The organism is Pseudomonas sp. FG13 (assembly GCF_057809755.1).
Window position 1 is genome coordinate 62349 of sequence record NZ_JBMDKO010000009.1, and the last position, 19047, is coordinate 81395.

A 19047-nucleotide genomic window follows, 5' to 3' on the forward strand; every position below is an offset into this window, starting at 1 on the left:
AGACAGGATCAGTGTAGAACCCGCGGCCCCTCGTCTTCCTTGTTGTTGAATTCGCCTTCAACCAGGCGCCCTGCCATCTGGACACCCACGCTCAGCATCGCCTTGGCGACTTCGACGTGTTGGCCTTGCAGGAATGCCTTGGCATCTTCGGAGAAACTCAGAGTCACCAGGGAACCCTCGTCCTCAGCCCTGCGCAGCTCGATACGGCCATCAGGAAGTTCGACAATTTCTAGAAAGGACGTTGGCATAAAAGTCTGTTCTCCACGAAAGGCGAGGATTATATAGTCATCGGCCAGGCTTCGCTCGGGATCTTGACCAAGCGTTATCAATGAGGGTCTTGAGCTGAAAGAAAACTCAGCACTCGTTCAACCCTTCACGGAAGCGCAACGCCAGGCTCTTGAGGTTCTGACGCCAGCTCTCCAGCTCTTCCCGGCTGAGTTCTTGCTCCGGCTCTTCTTCATCCAGATTGACCGCTACGATCAACGGCTGGGTCACGTCACCCTTGGGCTTGCGAGGAGCCCGTGGCGGCTGGAACAGCGCCGCATGGGCTGCCAGCAGCTTGGCCAGCCAGGTTTCCGGGTTTTGAGCCAGTTCAATCATTTCAGCCATTTCCGGAATGGCAATATCCTGCAGCACTTCCCGTGTCAGCAGCAGTTCGGCCCGCGGGGCGCTCGCCAGGGGCAGTCGATAGAAACCGGCTATTTCATGGCACAAGCCCAGTAACGCACCGTACAGGTGAAACAGGGCCGACTCGCGTCCGGCCTGGAGCAGCGCCGGGGAGTTCATCGCACGTCCATCCTCGGTCCTGGCGAGCGCTTCGAGCGACAGGCCGGCGAAGTAGATTTTCTGGTTGGTGCGGGTATAGAGCTCGTGGGCCATGACGGCATTCTCCCAGCGACATGAAAGCTTTACGCAAGAGCGACAGTGTCGTGGATCAACCAAGACCACTGCAAGCCAAATAGAGCCAAAGGATCAAGCGGTGCCCTGTGGAAGCGAGCCTGCTCGCGATAACGGTGTCACGATCAGCATTGATGACTGACCAACCGCTATCGCGAGCAGGCTCGCTCCCACAGTTCTTTGTCTGACTGATTTGGGGAGGCTCCTTGCCTCCATCAATCAGCGCTTGTCTTCCACCGTCCACTTACCGCCGTCGTAGTAGGCCTTCCAGCCCGTAGGCTTGCCGTCGACTTCGGTCTGCACATACTGCTCCTTGGTCTTGCGGCTGTAGCGAATCACCGCCGGGCGGCCATCCGGATCCTTCTGCGGTGCTTCGCAGAGGAAATGGTACTTCGGATCGATCTCGTCCTTGTGCGGCACGATCTCCATCACCAGGGGTGCACGGGTCTCGCGGTTTTTCGGGAACTGACTGGCCGCCAGGAACAGACCGGACGCACCATCACGCAGGATGTAGGTGTCATTGACCTTCTCGCACTTGAGCTCCGGCATCTTCACCGGGTCCATCTTCGGCGGCGCGGCGTCACCGCTCCTGAGCAGCTTGCGAGTGTTCTTGCAGGTCGGGTTGGTGCAGCCGAAGAACTTGCCGAAACGGCCGGTCTTGAGCTGCATCTCGCTACCACACTTGTCGCATTCCAGGCTTGGTCCTTCGTAGCCCTTGATGCGATAGGTGCCCTCTTCGATCTCGTAGCCCGCGCAATCCGGGTTGTTACCGCAGATGTGCAGCTTGCGCTTTTCGTCCAGCAGATAGGCATCCATCGCCGTGCTGCAGATCGGGCAGCGATGCTTGCCGCGCAACACCAGGGATTCGGACTCGCCCTCGTCGTCCGCGGCGATTTCATCGCCTGGCACCAGGTTGACCGTCGCCTTGCAGCGCTCTTTGGGCGGCAGGCTGTAGCCCGAGCAACCCAGGAAGACGCCGGTGGACGCCGTACGGATCTGCATCGGGCGACCGCAGGTCTGGCACGGAATGTCGGTCATCACCGGCTGGTTGGCCCGCATGCCGCTGTCAGGGCTTTCAGCCACTTCGAGTTTTTTCTTGAAGTCGCCGTAGAACTCGTCGAGGACGTTCTTCCAGTCCCGCTCACCCTGGGCCACATCGTCGAGATGCTCTTCCATGCCAGCGGTGAAGCCGTAGTCCATCAGGTTCGAGAAGCTTTCGGACAACCGCTCGGTAACGATGTCGCCCATTTTTTCCGAATAGAACCGACGGTTGTGCAGCGCCACGTAGCCGCGATCCTGGATGGTCGAAATGATTGCCGCGTAGGTCGAAGGACGACCGATACCACGCTTTTCCATTTCCTTGACCAGACTGGCTTCCGAGTAACGGGCCGGCGGCTTGGTGAAATGCTGGGTCGGATCGAGCTTGATCAGCTTCATCACGTCACCCTGGGCCATGTCCGGCAAGACGTCGTCGTCCCCAGGCTTGGTGATCTGCGGCATGACGCGGGTATAACCGTCGAACTTCAGGATGCGGCCCTTGGCGCGCAGCTCGAAATCTCCAGCACCGACGCTGACGGTGGTGGACAGGTACTGCGCCGGCAGCATCTGGCAAGCCAGGAACTGGCGCCAGATCAGCTCGTAGAGACGCTCGGCATCGCGCTCCATGCCCGACAACTTGCTTGGCTCGGTGTTGGCATCGGAAGGACGAATCGCTTCGTGAGCCTCTTGTGCGCCTTCCTTGCTGCTGTAGACGTTCGGCGTGTCCGGCAGGTACTTCTTGCCGAACTCGCTTTCTATATAAGTACGCGCCATCGCCACGGCATCGGCCGAGAGGTTGGTCGAGTCGGTACGCATATAGGTGATGTAGCCGGCTTCATACAGACGCTGGGCCATCATCATGGTTTTCTTCACGCCGAAGCCCAGGCGGTTGCTCGCGGCCTGCTGCAGCGTGGACGTGATGAACGGTGCCGATGGCTTGCTGCTGGTCGGCTTGTCTTCACGCTTGACGATGCTGTAGGTGGAAGCCTTGAGCTTCTCCAGGGCGGCCATGGCCTGGGCTTCGTTAAGCGGCTTGAAGGCTTCGCCCTTTTCCCGGGCCACTTCAAAGCGCACGTTGGCGCCTTTGGCCGTGCCAAGGTCCGCGTGGACTTCCCAGTATTCTTCAGGGATGAACGCACGGATCTCCCGCTCGCGCTCCACCACCAGTTTCACCGCCACCGACTGCACCCGCCCGGCCGACAGGCCACGGGCGATCTTGGCCCACAGCAAGGGCGAAACCATGTAGCCCACCACGCGGTCGAGGAAACGGCGCGCCTGTTGAGCATTGACCCGGTCGATGTCCAGCTCACCCGGTTCGGAGAATGCTTCCTGGATGGCCTTCTTGGTGATTTCGTTGAACACCACGCGCTTGTAGCGGCTGTCATCACCACCGATGGCTTCGCGCAGGTGCCAGGCAATGGCTTCCCCTTCGCGGTCCAAGTCCGTCGCGAGATAGATGGTGTCGGCATCCTTGGCGAGCCGGCGCAGCTCCTCGATGACCTTTTCCTTGCCTGGGAGGATCTCGTACTTGGCTTTCCAGCCGTGTTCCGGATCGACCCCCATGCGTGAGACCAGCTGCTTGCGCGCCTTTTCCTTTGGCGACAGCGCCGGCGCCTCACCAGCGGCCGCCTTGCCGCGCTTGGCGGCTGGCTCCTTGCTGGCGCTAGCCGAACCGCTGGTGGGCAGGTCTCGGATATGGCCGATACTCGACTTCACCACGTATTGGTTGCCCAGATACTTGTTGATGGTCTTGGCCTTAGCCGGGGATTCCACAATGACCAGCGATTTGCCCATGGATCAGAAAATTCCTGAATTCTAAAAAGTGAAAGGCGGTTGGCGCCTGACGCGGCACCGCTATATATAGTGGCTGCAAGGTGAGGTCAAGCGCAGGGTTGTCCGCGGATTGGCCTCAAGGCTTGGAAAAAATGCTCTCTTCGGCCTGCACCAAAGCAAAGCGCGGCACTTGTTCGCCGTCAACCTCGACGGACTCTTCGAACATGCTCAAGGGACGCACCCAAAAGCCGTAATCGCCATACAGGGCTTGATAGAAGACCACTTCTTCCTCGGTCTCGGAATGCCGCGCGATGCTGAATACGCGGTACTGCGGACCTTTGTAATGCTGGTAGAGCCCAGGTTGTATCGGCATGCTTCGGCCCTCGCTGAAATCTTTTCAAAATAAAAACAAATTTTTTTATTAAACCCGGAAAAACAAAAACCGGGGCACTTGGCCCCGGCTTCCATCAACGCAACGCTTAGACGCGTTCGAAGACAGTGGCGATGCCCTGGCCGAGGCCAATGCACATGGTGGACACGCCAAAAGTGCCGCCGTTCTGTTTCATGACGTTCAGCAACGTGCCGGAGATACGTGCACCGGAGCAACCGAACGGGTGACCCAGGGCGATCGCGCCGCCGTGCAGGTTAACCTTCTCATTCATCTTGTCGAGCACTTTCAGATCTTTCAGCACCGGCAGGGCCTGTGCGGCGAACGCTTCGTTGAGCTCGAAGAAGTCGATATCGGCAATGCTCAGGCCGGCACGCTTCAAAGCTTTCTGCGTGGCCGGTACTGGACCATAGCCCATGATCGCCGGGTCCACACCCGCCACGGCCATCGAACGGATCACCGCCATCGGCTGGATGCCCAGGTCCTGGGCACGCTGAGCCGACATCACGATCATGCACGAAGCGCCGTCGGTGATCTGCGACGAGGTACCGGCTGTCACGGTGCCGCCCTTAGGGTTGAAGGCAGGCTTGAGGGCCGCCAGGCTTTCAAGGGTGGTTTCCGGACGAATGGTTTCGTCGTAGTCGAACAGTTTCAGGAAACCGTTCTCGTCGTAACCCTGCATCGGGATGATTTCATCCTTGAACTTGCCTTCCACGGTCGCCTTGTGGGCGAGCTGGTGGGAGCGCACGCCAAAGGCGTCCTGCTGTTCGCGGGTGATGCCGTGCATTTTGCCAAGCATTTCCGCGGTCAGGCCCATCATGCCCGAAGCTTTTGCCGCGTACAGCGACATGTGCGGGTTCGGATCGACACCGTGCATCATGCTCACGTGGCCCATGTGCTCGACACCGCCGACGACGAACACATCGCCGTTACCGGTCATGATCGCCTGGGCGGCGGTGTGCAGCGCGCTCATGGACGAACCGCACAGGCGGCTGACGGTCTGACCGGCCGCGGTGTGAGGGATCTGGGTCATCAGCGAGGCCATGCGGGCGATGTTCCAGCCCTGCTCCAGGGTCTGGTTAACACAGCCCCAGATCACGTCCTCGACTTCGTTCGGATCGACCTTGACGTTGCGTTCCAGCAGTTTGCTGATCAGGTGCGCCGACATGTCCTCGGCGCGAGTGTTACGGTGCATGCCGCCCTTGGAGCGGCCCATCGGCGTACGACCGAAGTCGACAATCACGACGTCTCTAGGATTCAAGCTCATAAATGTTCTCTCGCTCTAGTCGTTGGGCGCTTAACCGAAGAAGCTCTGGCCGTTCTTGGCCATTTCACGCAGCTTCGCGGTGGGGTGGTACAGCGCGCCCAGATCAGCGTACTGGTCAGCCAGGGCAACGAACTCGGCCACACCGATCGAATCGATGTAGCGCAGCGCACCGCCACGGAATGGAGGGAAACCGATACCGTAGACCAGACCCATGTCGGCTTCGGCGGCGGTTTCGACAATGCCGTCTTCCAGGCAACGCACGGTTTCGAGGCACAGCGGGATCATCATCCAGTTGATGATGTCCTCGTCGGTGACTTCGCGCTGCTCGTAAACGATCGGCTTGAGCACTTCCAGCACCGACGGATCGGCCACTTTCTTCTGCTTGCCGCGCTTGTCGGTCTCGTAGGCGTAGAAACCCTTGCCGTTCTTCTGACCCAGGCGCTTGGCTTCGTAGAGCACGTCGACAGCCGAACGACGGTCGTCCTTCATGCGGTCCGGGAAGCCTTCAGCCATGACGTCGCGACCGTGGTGGCCGGTGTCGATACCGACCACGTCCATCAGGTACGCCGGGCCCATTGGCCAGCCGAATTTTTCCATGATCTTGTCAATGCGCACAAAGTCCACGCCAGCGCTGACCAATTTGGCGAAACCGCCGAAATACGGGAACAGCACGCGGTTGACCAGGAAGCCCGGGCAGTCGTTGACGACGATCGGGTTCTTGCCCATTTTCTTCGCGTAGGCAACGGTGGTGGCAATGGCCAGCTCACTGGACTTCTCGCCACGGATCACTTCCACCAGCGGCATCATGTGCACCGGGTTGAAGAAGTGCATGCCGACGAAGTTTTCCGGACGCTTGAGGGCCTTGGCCAACAGCGAAATGGAAATGGTCGAGGTGTTCGACGCGAGGATCGTGTCCTCCTTGACCTTGTCTTCGACTTCAGCCAATACCGCTTGCTTGACCTTCGGGTTTTCGACAACCGCTTCGACCACCAGGTCGACATGGCCAAAATCGCCATAGGACAGGGTCGGACGAATGCCGTTGAGCACTTCGGCCATCTTCGCTGCGGTCATGCGGCCTTTATCGACGCGCCCCACCAGCAGCTTGGCGGCTTCGGCCAGGCCCTGTTCGATGCCGTGTTCGTTGATGTCCTTCATCAGGATCGGCGTGCCCTTGGACGCCGACTGATAGGCGATACCGCCGCCCATGATGCCAGCGCCCAACACGGCGGCCTGCTTCACGTCACGGGCGATTTCGTCGTAGGCCTTGGCCTTTTTCTTCAGTTCCTGGTCATTGAGGAACAGACCGATCAGACTTTGTGCCGCCGAAGTCTTGGCCAGTTTGACGAAACCGGTGGCTTCGACTTCCAGGGCCTTGTCGCGACCGAAGTTCGCGGCTTTCTGGATGGTCTTGATCGCTTCGACCGGCGCCGGGTAGTTCGGGCCTGCCTGGCCGGCCACGAAACCCTTGGCGGTTTCGAAGGCCATCATCTGTTCGATGGCGTTGAGCTTGAGTTTCTCAAGCTTCGGCTGACGCTTGGCCTTGTAGTCGAACTCGCCACTGATGGCGCGCTTGATCAATTCAAGGGCCGCTTGCTGGAGCTTGCCCGGTTCGACCACCGCATCCACGGCGCCGACTTTCAGCGCGTCTTCGGCACGGTTTTCCTTACCGGCGGCAATCCATTCGATGGCGTTGTCGGCCCCGATCAGGCGCGGCAGACGCACGGTACCGCCGAAGCCCGGGTAGATGCCCAGCTTGACTTCCGGCAGGCCGATCTTGGCGCCGGAAGACATGACGCGATAGTCCGCTGCCAGACACATTTCCAGGCCGCCACCCAGGGCGATGCCATTGATGGCCGCGACGGTGGGTACGTTGAGATCTTCGAAGTCGCTGAAGATACGGTTGGCTTCGAGGTTGCCAGCGATCAGTTCGGCATCGGGCAGCTTGAAGTTGTCGACGAATTCGGTGATGTCGGCACCGACGATGAAAACGTCCTTGCCACTGCTGACGATCACACCCTTGATCGAAGCGTCTGCCTTGATAGCGTCCACGGCCTGACGCAATTCGTTCAGGGTTAGACGGTTGAACTTGTTGACGGACTCACCCTTGAGATCGAACTTCAGTTCGACGATGCCACTTTCAAGAGCCTTAACCGTGATGGCTTTACCTTCGTAAATCATCAACTGATCTCCACGATATGGAAGCTGAACAGTACACGTTGAACGCTGACCACTGGTTCGGCATTGACGTTACCGTCGATGCTACGCCAATCCGCCAGGCACACCCGTCAACGCGATAGTCGGGGTTCTGTAGGAACGTTCGGAAAATACAAACGCTCAATTCATACGCCCGTTTGATTTGGGTACGTCACCTTCACGGAATTTCCGACAATTGTCAATCGCCCTAAACAAGGGCTCGGACGCGACTTGACGGTCATTTCCATTACCCTGCAGATCCGCAACACGACGCTGCATGTGCGGACATTCATAAGATCAATAATTAGAAAAGTCGCCCTAATTCCAGACGCAACGAATACAAAGGGCTATGCTGGCGGTACGTTATGAAAGCGCTTGGCGCGAGGACGTTACGAACGAACACCCGGATTGAATTGGTTTACGGCCTGCCTGGCCAACCCGCCCGACGAGACTGTCGGGCTTTTTTATGGTCAGGCCAGGGCCTTGAGCACCGCCGCAATATCCTGCAAAACAGTAGCCTCGCCCTTCTCGCCCCAATACAGGGTGATCATTTGCGGGTCGGCTTCGATCTTGTAGACGTTGGCTGGCAATGTCCTGAAATGCTCGAGCAACGACTCGTCCTGGCAAGTTTCCCGCCACTGATTGACCCAAACGCCAGGCGCGCTTTGCCAGTAACTCCAACAGGCGGGCTGCTTGCCGCGCCGGGGCCGATGGTACTGCGCGCAAGGGTTTGGCGGCTGGGAATCGAGCCAGTGCGGCCATTCCTGGGGCGCCAATTGCATGGCCAGGCCGAGGCGACGGGCCTCCATGCGCAGGGCCATGCGACCACTCTGTACACGGGACGGCCGCAACCATGCCAGGGGGCTCAATACCACCAACAGGATTGACACCACTATCCAGACCGTCATATCAGTACTCCCGAATTCTGATGAGCCATTGACCCATATCGCCGTCAATGCGCTTGAAACCAGCCATACTTAACCGTATCGCCATTCTCTGGAGTGCTTTTCATGTACTACGAACACATCCTGGTCGCCGTCGACCTCACTGAAGAATGCGATCCCGTCATCAAACGCGCTCGCGCCCTGTGCGATGGCCGAGAAACCAAGCTGTCACTGGTGCATATCGTCGAACCGATGGCCATGGCCTTTGGCGGCGATGTCCCCATGGACCTTTCCCAACTGCAACAACAGCAGTTCGATCAGGCCAAGGAACGCCTTGACCGCCTGATCGTGAAGTATCCGGACCTGAAACGGGAAAACAGCCACCTGACCTACGGCCAGCCGCGCCAGGAGATCCATCACCTGGCCAAGGAACAGGGTTGCGACCTGATCGTCGTCGGCAGCCACGGTCGCCATGGGCTGGCGCTGCTGCTGGGCTCCACCGCCAACGACGTATTGCATGGCGCACCTTGCGATGTGCTGGCGGTGCACCTGGTCAAGCGCGCATAACAGCTATGAAGCCCTGAGGGGGTGAGCCTGCTCGCGATGACGTCAGCACAGTCGACATCCCTGTTAGCTGACACACCGCGATCGCGAACAAGCTCGCTCCCACAAAGGGCTGCCTTTCAAATCAGGCGTCCAGCTCTGCCCAACGCTCCACCAACGCATCCAACTCAGCCTGCAACTGCTCCAGATGCGCAATCACCTTGGCGGTTTCCGCGGCCGGCCGCTGGTAGAAGCCGGCGTCGGCCATCTCGGCCTGTACCGCGGCGATCTGTGCTTCCTTGGCATCGATATCGCCCGGCAGCGCTTCCAGCTCGCGCTGCAGCTTGTAGCTGAGTTTTTTCTTGGCCGGAGCCGGGGCCGCCGCAGCGGCAACCGGCGCAGGCTCGGCCTTGACCACCGCCGAATTCAAGTCGGCCTTGCCGGACTTGCTCTCGGTCACGCCCAGCAGGCGCGGCGAGCCGCCCTGGCGCAGCCAGTCCTGATACCCGCCGACGTATTCGCGAACCCGACCTTCGCCTTCGAATACCAGGGTGCTGGTAACCACGTTGTCGAGGAATGCCCGGTCGTGGCTGACCATCAGCACGGTGCCGTTGAAGGTCAGCAACACCTCTTCCAGCAATTCGAGGGTTTCCACGTCCAGGTCGTTGGTCGGTTCGTCGAGGACCAGCAGGTTGGCCGGCTTGCTGAACAGTTTCGCCAGCAGCAGACGAGCGCGCTCGCCGCCGGACAACGCCTTGACCGGGGTCCGGGCACGCTGGGGGCTGAACAGGAAATCACCGAGGTAGCTCAGTACGTGGCGGCTCTGGCCATCGATCTCGATGAAGTCGCGGCCTTCGGCCACGTTGTCGATCACGGTCTTTTCCAGGTCCAGCTGGTGACGCAACTGGTCGAAGTAGGCGACGTCGATCTTCGTCCCCTCTTCCACCTTGCCGCTGCTCGGAACCAGGCCGCCGAGCATCAGCTTGAGCAAGGTGGTCTTGCCGGTGCCATTGGCACCCAGCAGGCCGATGCGGTCGCCGCGCTGCAGGACCATGGAGAAGTCCTTGACCAGGAATGGGCCGCCGGGATGGGCGAAGCTGACGTTTTCCAGCACCATTACCTGCTTGCCGGATTTCTCAGCCGTTTCCAGCTGGATATTGGCCTTGCCGGTACGCTCGCGGCGCTCGCTGCGCTCGACGCGCAGAGCCTTGAGGGCGCGTACACGACCTTCGTTACGGGTACGACGGGCCTTGATGCCCTGGCGGATCCAGACTTCTTCCTGGGCCAGGCGCTTGTCGAACAGTGCGTTGGCGGTTTCTTCCGCCGCCAGTACCGCTTCCTTGTGCACCAGGAAACTGGCGTAATCGCCGTTCCAGTCGATCAGGCCGCCACGGTCCAGCTCAAGGATGCGGGTCGCCAGGTTCTGCAGGAAAGAACGGTCGTGGGTGATGAACAGCACCGCCCCCTGGAAATCCTTCAAGGCTTCTTCAAGCCAGGCAATGGCGCCGATGTCCAGGTGGTTGGTCGGTTCGTCGAGCAGCAGCAGGTCCGGCTCGGAAACCAGGGCCTGGGCCAGCAGGACACGGCGACGCCAGCCGCCGGACAACTCGGCGAGGGTCTTGTCGGCCGGCAGTTGCAGGCGGCTCAGGGTGCTGTCGACCAGTTGCTGCAGACGCCAGCCATCGCGGGCTTCAAGGTCGTGCTGCACATGCATCAGCTTTTCCAGGTCGGCATCGGTGACGATGTTCTGGCTCAGGTGATGATATTCGGCCAACAGCGCGCCGACACCGTCCAGGCCTTCGGCAACCACATCGAATACCGTCCGCTCGTCGGCCAGCGGCAGTTCCTGGGGCAACTCACCGATCTTCAGACCGGGGGCACGCCAGACCGAGCCGTCATCGGGCTTCTGGTCGCCCTTGACCAGCTTCATCATGCTGGACTTGCCGGTACCGTTGCGGCCGATGATGCACACCCGCTCTCCACGGGCGATCTGCCAGGACACCTTGTCCAACAACGGCATCGCGCCGAAAGCAAGGGACACATCGCTGAATTTGAGCAGGGTCATGAGCTTCTCCAAAAACCGGGCGCGCATTCTACCTGAGATGAGACTTCAGGGGTCCGCCATTTTCGTCGTTGAAGCACTCTGCATAACAAATGTTGCGAACTTGCGCCGACGGCCCCGCAAAGCTTTCGCCGGCTGCTGGCAAAAGGCTAAGCTACAGACAGTTACCCTGGGTTACCCCTTGGGCTTTTCATGTTTTTTTCTGCCCGGATGTCTCATGCGCAGTCGCCTTATTACTGTTCTGTCTTGTTTTTTCGTGTGTGCCACTGCCGTTCAAACCGCTCAAGCGGTGGATATTTCCACCCAGCGCCAGTATTACGATGAAGCCAAGCGAGCCTTGGCCAAGGGTGATACCGGCCCCTATTTCCGCTATAGCGAGGCCCTGCGCGATTATCCGCTGGAGCCGTACCTGGCCTACGACGAACTGACCGCTCGCCTCAAGAGCGCGAGCAACGCCGAAATCGAGAAATTCCTCGCCGAACACGGCGACCTGCCCCAGGCCAACTGGATGAAACTGCGTTGGCTGCGCTGGCTGGCCGAACGCGGCGACTGGGCGACCTTCGTCAAATATTACGACCCCAAGCTCAACTTCACCGAACTGGACTGCCTCAATGCCCAGTACCAGCTCAGCCACGGTCTCAAGGCCGAGGGCTACGCCAACACTGAAAAGCTCTGGCTCACCGGTAAATCCCAACCACAGGCCTGCGACGCGCTGTTCGGCCTGTGGGCCTCCCAAGGCCAGTTGACCGAGCAGAAGCGCTGGGAGCGCGCAAAACTGGCGGCCCAGGCCCGAAATTATCCACTGGCCAACAGCCTGGTCAGCGGCCTGGTCACCCTCGCCCCTCGCGGCAAATTGCTGGTAGACGTGGCGCAGAAACCTGAACTGCTCAATCAACCCTCGCGCTTCGTCCCGGCCGATGAACCGATGTCCGATATCGTCAGCCTCGGCCTGCGCCGTCTCGCCCGCCAGGATCCGGATAAAGCCATGGCATTGCTGGACGGCTATGCCAGCACCATGCATTTTTCCCGCGACGAAAAAGTCGCCATCGCCCGGGAGATCGGCCTGACCCTGGCCAAGCGCTTCGACAGTCGCGCCCTTGAGATGATGACCCAATATGACCCCGAGCTGCGGGACGACACCGTTTCGGAATGGCGCCTGCGCCTGCTGCTGCGCCTGGGCCGCTGGGACGACGCCTATCAGTTGACCCGTCGCCTGCCCGAGTCGCTGGCCAGCACCAACCGCTGGCGCTACTGGCAGGCCCGCAGCCTGGAACTGGCTCAACCGCAGAACCCCGAAGCCTTAACGCTCTACAAACATCTGGCTCGCGAGCGGGATTTCTATGGTTTCCTGGCCGCTGACCGCTCCCAATCGCCCTACTCGCTCGCCAACAAGCCCCTGGTGCTGAGCCAGGCATTGATCAACAAAGTGCGCAATACACCGGGCGTTCGCCGGGCCCTGGAATTCCACGCCCGCGGGCAGATCGTAGATGGGCGTCGCGAGTGGTATCACGTCAGCCGGCATTTCAGCCGGGACGAAATGGTCGCCCAGGCGAAGCTGGCCTACGACCTGAAATGGTATTTCCCGGCCATCCGCACCATCAGCCAGGCCAAGTACTGGGACGACCTGGACATCCGTTTCCCGATGGCGCACCGCGATACCCTGGTGCGCGAAGCCAAGGCTCGTGGCCTGCATTCGAGCTGGGTGTTCGCGATCACCCGCCAGGAAAGCGCCTTCATGGATGACGCGCGCTCCGGCGTGGGTGCCGCCGGCCTGATGCAATTGATGCCCGGCACCGCCAAGGAAACCGCGCGCAAATTCAGCATCCCCCTGGCTTCGCCCCAACAGGTGCTGGATCCGAACAAGAACATCGAGCTCGGCGCAGCGTACCTGAGCCAGGTCCACAGCCAGTTCAACGGCAACCGCGTCCTGGCCTCGGCCGCTTACAACGCCGGCCCCGGCCGCGTACGCCAGTGGCTGCGCGGTGCCGACCACCTGAGCTTCGACGTCTGGGTCGAAAGCATCCCCTTCGACGAAACCCGCCAATACGTGCAGAACGTCTTGTCGTACTCGGTGATCTACGGCCAGAAACTCAACTCGCCGCAACCGCTGGTGGACTGGCACGAGCGGTATTTCGACGATCAGTGAGCCTCAAGCGGCAAGCCATGCCTGAAAAGAAAAATGCCCGTATCAAACGATACGGGCATTTTTTTAGTCAGCTTTATCCCCACAGGGGGGGTGCGATCAGTCGACCACCGCCGCATGCCCCACATTGAACTGCAACGCCGCCAACCGCGCGTACAGCTCATTGCTGGCCACCAGCTCCTGATGCGTGCCCACCGCCACCACCCTGCCCTGGTCCATCACCGCGATTCGGTCGGCGTTCTTCACCGTGGCCAGGCGATGGGCGATGACCAGGGTGGTGCGGTTTTTCATCAGGTTGGGCAGGGCTTGCTGGATCAGGTGTTCGCTTTGCGCATCGAGGGCGCTGGTGGCTTCGTCCAGCAACAGGATCGGCGCGTCCACCAACAGCGCCCGGGCGATGGCCAGGCGTTGGCGCTGGCCGCCGGATAGCCCCAGGCCACCGTCGCCCAGGTGGGTCTGGTAACCATCGGGCATTTTGTCGATGAAGTCGTGGGCATGGGCAATCCGGGCCGCCTCGCGCACCTGCTCGGCAGTCGCGTCGGGATTGCCATAGCGGATGTTTTCTTCCACGGTGCCGAAGAACAGCGCCGGATTCTGCGAAACCAGGGCGAAATGACGGCGCAGGTCCAGCGGATCGAGTTGGGTCAGCGGTACCCCATCGATGAAAATCCGGCCTTGTGCCGGATCGTAGAAACGTAACAACAAGTCATACACCGTCGATTTACCCGCGCCCGACGGCCCGACGAGGGCAAGGGTTTCGCCAGCATTGACCGTCAGGTCCAGGCCGTCGACCGCATAGCTTTCCGGTCGGGACGGATAGGAGAACCGCACGCCTTCAAGGCGCAGATCGCCCCGGACCCGCTCCGGTAACGTCACCAGGTCCGAGGTCGGTGGCTGGATAATGTTCTGCGAACGCAACAGCTCGGCGATACGCTCGGCCGCGCCGGCGGCCCGTTGCAATTCGCCGATCACCTCGCTCAGCGTACCGAAGGCGCTGCCGACGATCAGACTGTAGAACACGAACGCCGCCAGCTCACCGCCGGAAATCCGCCCGGCGATCACATCCATGCCACCCACCCAGAGCATCACACCCACCGCCCCCAGCACCAGCACGATCACCAGGGTGATCAGCCAGGCCCGCTGGGCGATGCGTTTGCGGGCGGTGTCGAACGCCTGCTCCACCGTGACAGCAAAACGTCGCTCATCCTGGACCTGATGGTTGTAGGCCTGCACGGTCTTGATCTGGCCCAGGGTTTCGGAAACGTAACTGCCGACATCGGCGATGCGGTCCTGGCTCTGGCGGGACAGGCTGCGCACCCGACGCCCGAACACCAGGATCGGTGCCAACACCAGCGGCAGGGCAATCACCACGATGCTGGTGAGCTTGGGGTTGGTGATGAACAACAGCACGATGCCGCCGATCACCATCAGGGCGTTGCGCAGGAACAGTGACAAGGACGAACCGATCACCGATTGCAGCAACGTGGTATCGGCGGTCAGGCGTGACTGGATCTCCGAGCTGCGGTTGTTCTCATAGAACCCCGGGTGCAGGTACACCAGATGATTGAAAACCTGTCGCCGGATGTCGGCCACCACGCGCTCGCCAATCCACGACACCAGGTAGAACCGGGAGAAGGTTCCGATCGCCAGGCCTATCACCAGCACCATGAACAAGCCGATGGACTGGTTCAGCAGCTGAGGAGAACGGGTCATGAACCCCTGGTCCACCAGCAGCCGGATGCCCTGACCCATGGACAAGGTAATGCCCGCCGTGACGATGAGCGCCAGCAACGCGCCGACGACCTGCTTGCGGTAAGGAGCGATAAAACCACTGGCCAGGCCGATGGCACGGCGATGTTGGGAGGAAAGCATCAGTAACGTCCGATAATGCAACAGGGAAAGGGCCGGTCAACGGCACCGAAGCGCGGCGGAACCTTATTGAATCAGAATGAGTCAGGTTAAATATGAACGCGACGACTACCCGCTAGATGGTATCGGTCTAAAGTCTGACTGGAAACGTACAAGTATTTCTGTTTGAGTAGAGCTGTCGTCATGACCGACAAGGAGTGTCATTTCTCAGTCACCTGACGACAGTACAGTAGACATTAAAACCTGATGAGGAGACAGGCCATGTCCTTGCAACACAGCAGCGACGACAAGATTCAAGTGATCCGCACGCAACCGGACCAGTCCCTGGGCTGCTCGTTCATCGACGCCCAAGGGCGCGAAGTACCGATCACCGAAGAGATGATCCAGAAAGCCTGCAGTGAACTGGAACAACGACTGGTCAAGCCTGCCGAACAAAAGTGATACAGCCCGTCTTCGATTGAACCCGACCTTGATGTCGGGTTTTTTGTGCCTATGGACTCTACCACCCTGTGGCGAGGGGATTTATCCCCGTTGGGCTGCAAAGCAGCCCCGATACTGTCACTGCATTGTGCCAAGTTGATTGCATTCGGATTTTGTGGGGCTGCTGCGCAGCCCAACGGGGATAAATCCCCTCGCCACAATGAACCAGACGAATCTTAAGTAGACAGTATTACGCGCCTAGACGAGGTTGGCCCCCAGCGCGGTCACGATCTGCTGCAACGCCGCTGATTGCCCTTCAATGCGCACCTTCAAGCTGTCGATCTCCCGGCGCGGCGGGTAATGTTTGCGCAGGGCGTCGAAGGCACTGCGCTGCTCGCTGACGGTTCCCACCAGACTACGGCGGAAGTCCGCATCGTCACGACGCGGGTCGTATACGCCGCGGCACAGCGCGGCCAACGCCCAGGCCGGGTCGGTGGCGGCGTCCAGGGTGATGCCGCCCAGCCAGGGCCGAGGCAGCAGATCACCGAGACAGACTGTAACCGGTGTCTCCAGGAACGCGCATAGCGCTTCATAGATCTGCGCCGTGCCGCGCTGGCGGCCATCGAGGCTGTAGCCGGCAATGTGCGGCGTAGCGATCACGCACAGGTCGGCCAGGTCCACATCCACCGTGGGCTCCTGTTCCCAGACATCCAGCACCGCTTGCAGGTCTTCGCGTTCCAACAGCACATTGCGCAACGCGGTGTTATCGATCACCGGCCCGCGAGCCGCATTGATCAACCAGGTGCCAGGCTTGAGGTTGTTCAGGCGCTGCTCGTCGAACAGATGCCAGGTCGGTTGCTCGCCGTCGCGCGTCAGAGGGGTGTGCAGACTGATCACATCGCACTGCTCGATGATCTGTTCCAGGCTCACATAGTCGCCGCCCTCGGCCGCCTGGCGGGGTGGATCGCACACCTTCACGTCCCAGCCCAGGCCCTTGAGCACATCGATCAAGCGACCGCCCACCTGCCCTGCACCGACCACACCGTAGGTGCGCTGGCGCAGATCCGCGCCTTCGATTTCAGCCAGGGTCATCAGGCTGCCCAGCACGTAGTCCACCACGCCCCGGGCATTGCAGCCCGGCGCACTGGCCCAGCGGATACCGGCCTCGGCAAAGTAATCCAGATCCAGGTGATCGGTGCCTATGGTGCAAGTGCCAACGAAACGCACGTTGCTGCCTTCCAACAAGTCACGATTGACCCGGCTGACGGAGCGCACCAGCAACACGTCGGCCTGCGCGACCATCTCCCGATCGATGCCGCGCCCCGGTACCCGGCGGATCTCACCGAAACCCTTGAAAAAGGCATCGAGCAGGGGAATGTTTTCGTCGGCGACGATCAGCATGGCAAAGCTCCTTTGGCGGGGTGAGCAGTGTAGGCGTTCCGGTGTGTCTGCGCATTACCGGAAGTGAATGACGGTGAGCGGGCAGTCGCAGCTCTCTGGGGAGCAAGGCCTATCCCAATGTCGGTCAGTTAAGCCGTGGGAGCAAAGCTTGCTCGCGATAGCGACAGGCCAGCCAACATTATTGCTGGCTGACTTACCGCTATCGCGAGCAAGCTTTGCTCCCACGGTTTTTGCCGACATTGGGATAAGCCTTGCTCCCGCAGGTTGCGCACCCAAGGGACCGCTTACAAATCCCCAACACAGCTTTTTTCCTGACCATGGCGTCAACGCGTAGAATCCGCCGCCTTGCGCTTAATCTTTCGGACGCTTCGCCTGTGAATCCCGTGATCGACACCCCCACCCTTCTCTCCCGCCCGGCCCGGGTTCGCCTGGAGGTCAGGACATTGCTGGCCCTGGCACTGCCAATCATGGTGGCGCAACTGGCAACCACCGCCATGGGCTTCGTCGATGCGGTGATGGCCGGTCGTGTCGGCCCACGGGACCTGGCGGCGGTAGCATTGGGCAACTCGATCTGGGTGCCGGTGTTTCTATTGATGACTGGCACGCTGCTGGCGACTACGCCGAAAGTCGCCCAACGCTTCGGCGCCGGAACCTTCGACGAAATCGGTCCACTGGTGCGCCAGGCCCTGTGGCTGGCGCTGGTGGTCGGGTTGATGGCAACGCTGGCGCTGTTCAGTGCCGAGCCGATCCTGCACATCATGAAGGTGGACCCGGAGCTGATCGGCCCTTGCATGGAATACCTGCGAGGGATCGGCACCGGCCTGCCGGCCGTGGCGCTGTACCATGTACTGCGCTGCTTCAGCGACGGCCTGGGCCGCACGCGGCCGGCGATGGTGTTGGGGTTGTGCGGGTTGGCACTGAACATTCCGCTCAACTACATCTTCATCTACGGGCACCTGGGCGTACCGGCCATGGGCGGCGTCGGGTGCGGCTGGGCCACCGCTATTGTCATGTGGGTGATGGCCCTGGGCATGGCCGTCTGGACACGCTGGGCGCCGGCCTATCGGTCGAGCCATTTATTCAGCCGTTTCGATTGGCCGCGCTGGGCAGTCATCCAACGCCTGCTGGGCATCGGCCTGCCGATTGGCATCGCGGTGTTTGCCGAGTCGAGCATTTTTGCGGTGATCGCGCTGCTGATCGGCAGCCTCGGCGCCACGGTGGTGGCCGGGCATCAGATCGCGCTGAACTTCAGTTCCCTGGTGTTCATGATTCCCTACTCCCTGGCCATGGCCGTAACGGTGCGGGTCGGCCAGACACTGGGACGGGGCCAGCCTCGCGAGGCGCGTTTCGCCGCCGGCGTGGGCATGGGCGCGGCCCTGGCGTATGCCTGCCTGTCGGCGAGCCTGATGTTCGCCCTGCGCGGGCCCATCGCCGCGATCTACACCGCCGACCCGGTGGTGATCGACGTCGCCTCGATGTTGATCGTATACGCAGCGCTGTTCCAGTTTTCCGATGCGATCCAGGTCACCGCGGCAGGCGCGTTGCGCGGCTACCAGGACACACGAGTGACGATGATCCTGACCCTGTTCGCCTATTGGGGTATCGGTTTACCGGTGGGTTACACCTTGGGGCTGACCAACTGGTTCGGCGCGGCCAACGGCCCGAGCGGGTTGTGGCAAGGCCTGATCGTGGGCCTGAGCTGCGCGGCGCTGATGCTGTCGATCCGTCTGGCCCGCAGCGCGCGCAAACAGATCCGCATCAGCCGTTCGATGGGCTAAGCGAGCTTCTTGCGGATCCAGTAGCGGTACGTACCGTCCACTTCGTCCTGGGCCACCAGTTCGTGGTCGAGAAACACACAGAACTTGGGGATGTCGCGGCGGGTCGAGGGGTCGGTGGCAATCACCTTCAACAGCCCGCCCGGCACCAGGTCGCGGATGTGCTGGTGCAGCATCATCACCGGCTCAGGGCAGTTGAGGCCCGTGGCATCCAGCGTGCCGTCGACCGGCGTATCGTTCATTTCACTCATGTTCTACTCCTGAAACTGGCCGGCATTGTCGCGCAATGTCGGGTTGGAACAAAGCCCGCATATTTCGGTTCTGTGGGAGCAAGGTTGTGGGAGCAAGGCTTGCCCGCGATGCGGGCGCCGCGATTCTGAAAGACCGCGTTGAC

At 60.7% G+C, this 19047-nt stretch carries 15 protein-coding genes; 4 read left to right on the forward strand and 11 right to left on the reverse strand.

Annotation, left to right across the window (positions count from 1 at the left end):
* Positions 1-8: 8 nt before the first annotated feature.
* From ACODTO_RS10970 to ACODTO_RS11000, 7 genes are all read right to left on the reverse strand, one after another.
* Positions 9-248, reverse strand: coding sequence for a hypothetical protein (locus ACODTO_RS10970; RefSeq protein WP_041022021.1), 240 nt, complete (start codon positions 246-248; stop codon positions 9-11).
* A gap of 106 nt (positions 249-354) precedes the next feature.
* Entirely contained in the window at positions 355-879 is a 525-nt protein-coding gene (locus tag ACODTO_RS10975; RefSeq protein WP_139648809.1) for a DUF6586 family protein, read from the reverse strand.
* A gap of 237 nt (positions 880-1116) precedes the next feature.
* Complete coding sequence (topA, locus tag ACODTO_RS10980) at positions 1117-3729, reverse strand: type I DNA topoisomerase (RefSeq protein ID WP_139648811.1); 2613 nt, start codon at positions 3727-3729, stop codon at positions 1117-1119.
* Between the two features lie 115 nt (positions 3730-3844).
* On the reverse strand, positions 3845-4081 hold the full coding sequence (locus ACODTO_RS10985; RefSeq protein WP_003199644.1) for a DUF1653 domain-containing protein: 237 nt from the start codon (positions 4079-4081) through the stop codon (positions 3845-3847).
* 106 nt (positions 4082-4187) lie between these two features.
* Positions 4188-5363 (reverse strand): acetyl-CoA C-acyltransferase FadA, encoded by a 1176-nt coding sequence (gene fadA, locus ACODTO_RS10990; RefSeq protein ID WP_186636541.1) that lies wholly within the window; start codon positions 5361-5363, stop codon positions 4188-4190.
* 30 nt (positions 5364-5393) lie between these two features.
* Entirely contained in the window at positions 5394-7541 is a 2148-nt protein-coding gene (gene fadB / locus ACODTO_RS10995; protein ID WP_139648814.1) for a fatty acid oxidation complex subunit alpha FadB, read from the reverse strand.
* Positions 7542-8026: 485 nt separating this feature from the next.
* A complete protein-coding gene (locus ACODTO_RS11000; RefSeq protein WP_139648816.1) occupies positions 8027-8464 on the reverse strand; it encodes a hypothetical protein in 438 nt (145 codons plus the stop codon).
* 102 nt (positions 8465-8566) lie between these two features.
* Between ACODTO_RS11000 and ACODTO_RS11005 the strand changes: the two genes are divergently transcribed.
* Positions 8567-9007, forward strand: a complete 441-nt coding sequence (locus ACODTO_RS11005) for a universal stress protein (protein ID WP_024777909.1) — start codon at positions 8567-8569, stop codon at positions 9005-9007.
* 121 nt (positions 9008-9128) lie between these two features.
* On the opposite strand, the gene ACODTO_RS11010 is transcribed toward ACODTO_RS11005, so the two are convergent.
* The gene (locus ACODTO_RS11010; protein WP_139648818.1) at positions 9129-11048 is read right to left on the reverse strand and encodes an ATP-binding cassette domain-containing protein; all 1920 of its coding nucleotides are present in this window, start codon (positions 11046-11048) and stop codon (positions 9129-9131) included.
* A 214-nt stretch (positions 11049-11262) separates the two neighbouring features.
* On the opposite strand from ACODTO_RS11010, the gene ACODTO_RS11015 reads away from it, so the two are divergent.
* On the forward strand, positions 11263-13191 hold the full coding sequence (locus ACODTO_RS11015) for a transglycosylase SLT domain-containing protein (protein WP_175363611.1): 1929 nt from the start codon (positions 11263-11265) through the stop codon (positions 13189-13191).
* 96 nt (positions 13192-13287) lie between these two features.
* Here the strand turns inward: ACODTO_RS11015 and ACODTO_RS11020 are convergent, their stop codons facing one another.
* On the reverse strand, positions 13288-15060 hold the full coding sequence (locus ACODTO_RS11020; RefSeq protein ID WP_139648822.1) for an ABC transporter transmembrane domain-containing protein: 1773 nt from the start codon (positions 15058-15060) through the stop codon (positions 13288-13290).
* Positions 15061-15318: 258 nt separating this feature from the next.
* On the opposite strand from ACODTO_RS11020, the gene ACODTO_RS11025 reads away from it, so the two are divergent.
* Positions 15319-15498, forward strand: coding sequence for a PA1571 family protein (locus ACODTO_RS11025; protein WP_041023262.1), 180 nt, complete (start codon positions 15319-15321; stop codon positions 15496-15498).
* 237 nt (positions 15499-15735) lie between these two features.
* On the opposite strand, the gene pdxB is transcribed toward ACODTO_RS11025, so the two are convergent.
* Complete coding sequence (gene pdxB / locus ACODTO_RS11030) at positions 15736-16878, reverse strand: 4-phosphoerythronate dehydrogenase PdxB (protein WP_489106425.1); 1143 nt, start codon at positions 16876-16878, stop codon at positions 15736-15738.
* Positions 16879-17252: 374 nt separating this feature from the next.
* Here pdxB and ACODTO_RS11035 point away from each other — a divergent pair, with 374 nt between their 5' ends.
* Positions 17253-18656 carry an MATE family efflux transporter gene (locus ACODTO_RS11035; RefSeq protein ID WP_349629917.1) on the forward strand — a complete coding sequence of 468 codons (1404 nt, stop codon included), beginning with the start codon at positions 17253-17255 and terminating at the stop codon, positions 18654-18656.
* Here ACODTO_RS11035 and tusA read toward each other — a convergent pair.
* The gene (tusA, locus tag ACODTO_RS11040; RefSeq protein WP_041023259.1) at positions 18653-18904 is read right to left on the reverse strand and encodes a sulfurtransferase TusA; all 252 of its coding nucleotides are present in this window, start codon (positions 18902-18904) and stop codon (positions 18653-18655) included. The genes ACODTO_RS11035 and tusA overlap by 4 nt on opposite strands.
* Positions 18905-19047 lie beyond the last annotated feature (143 nt).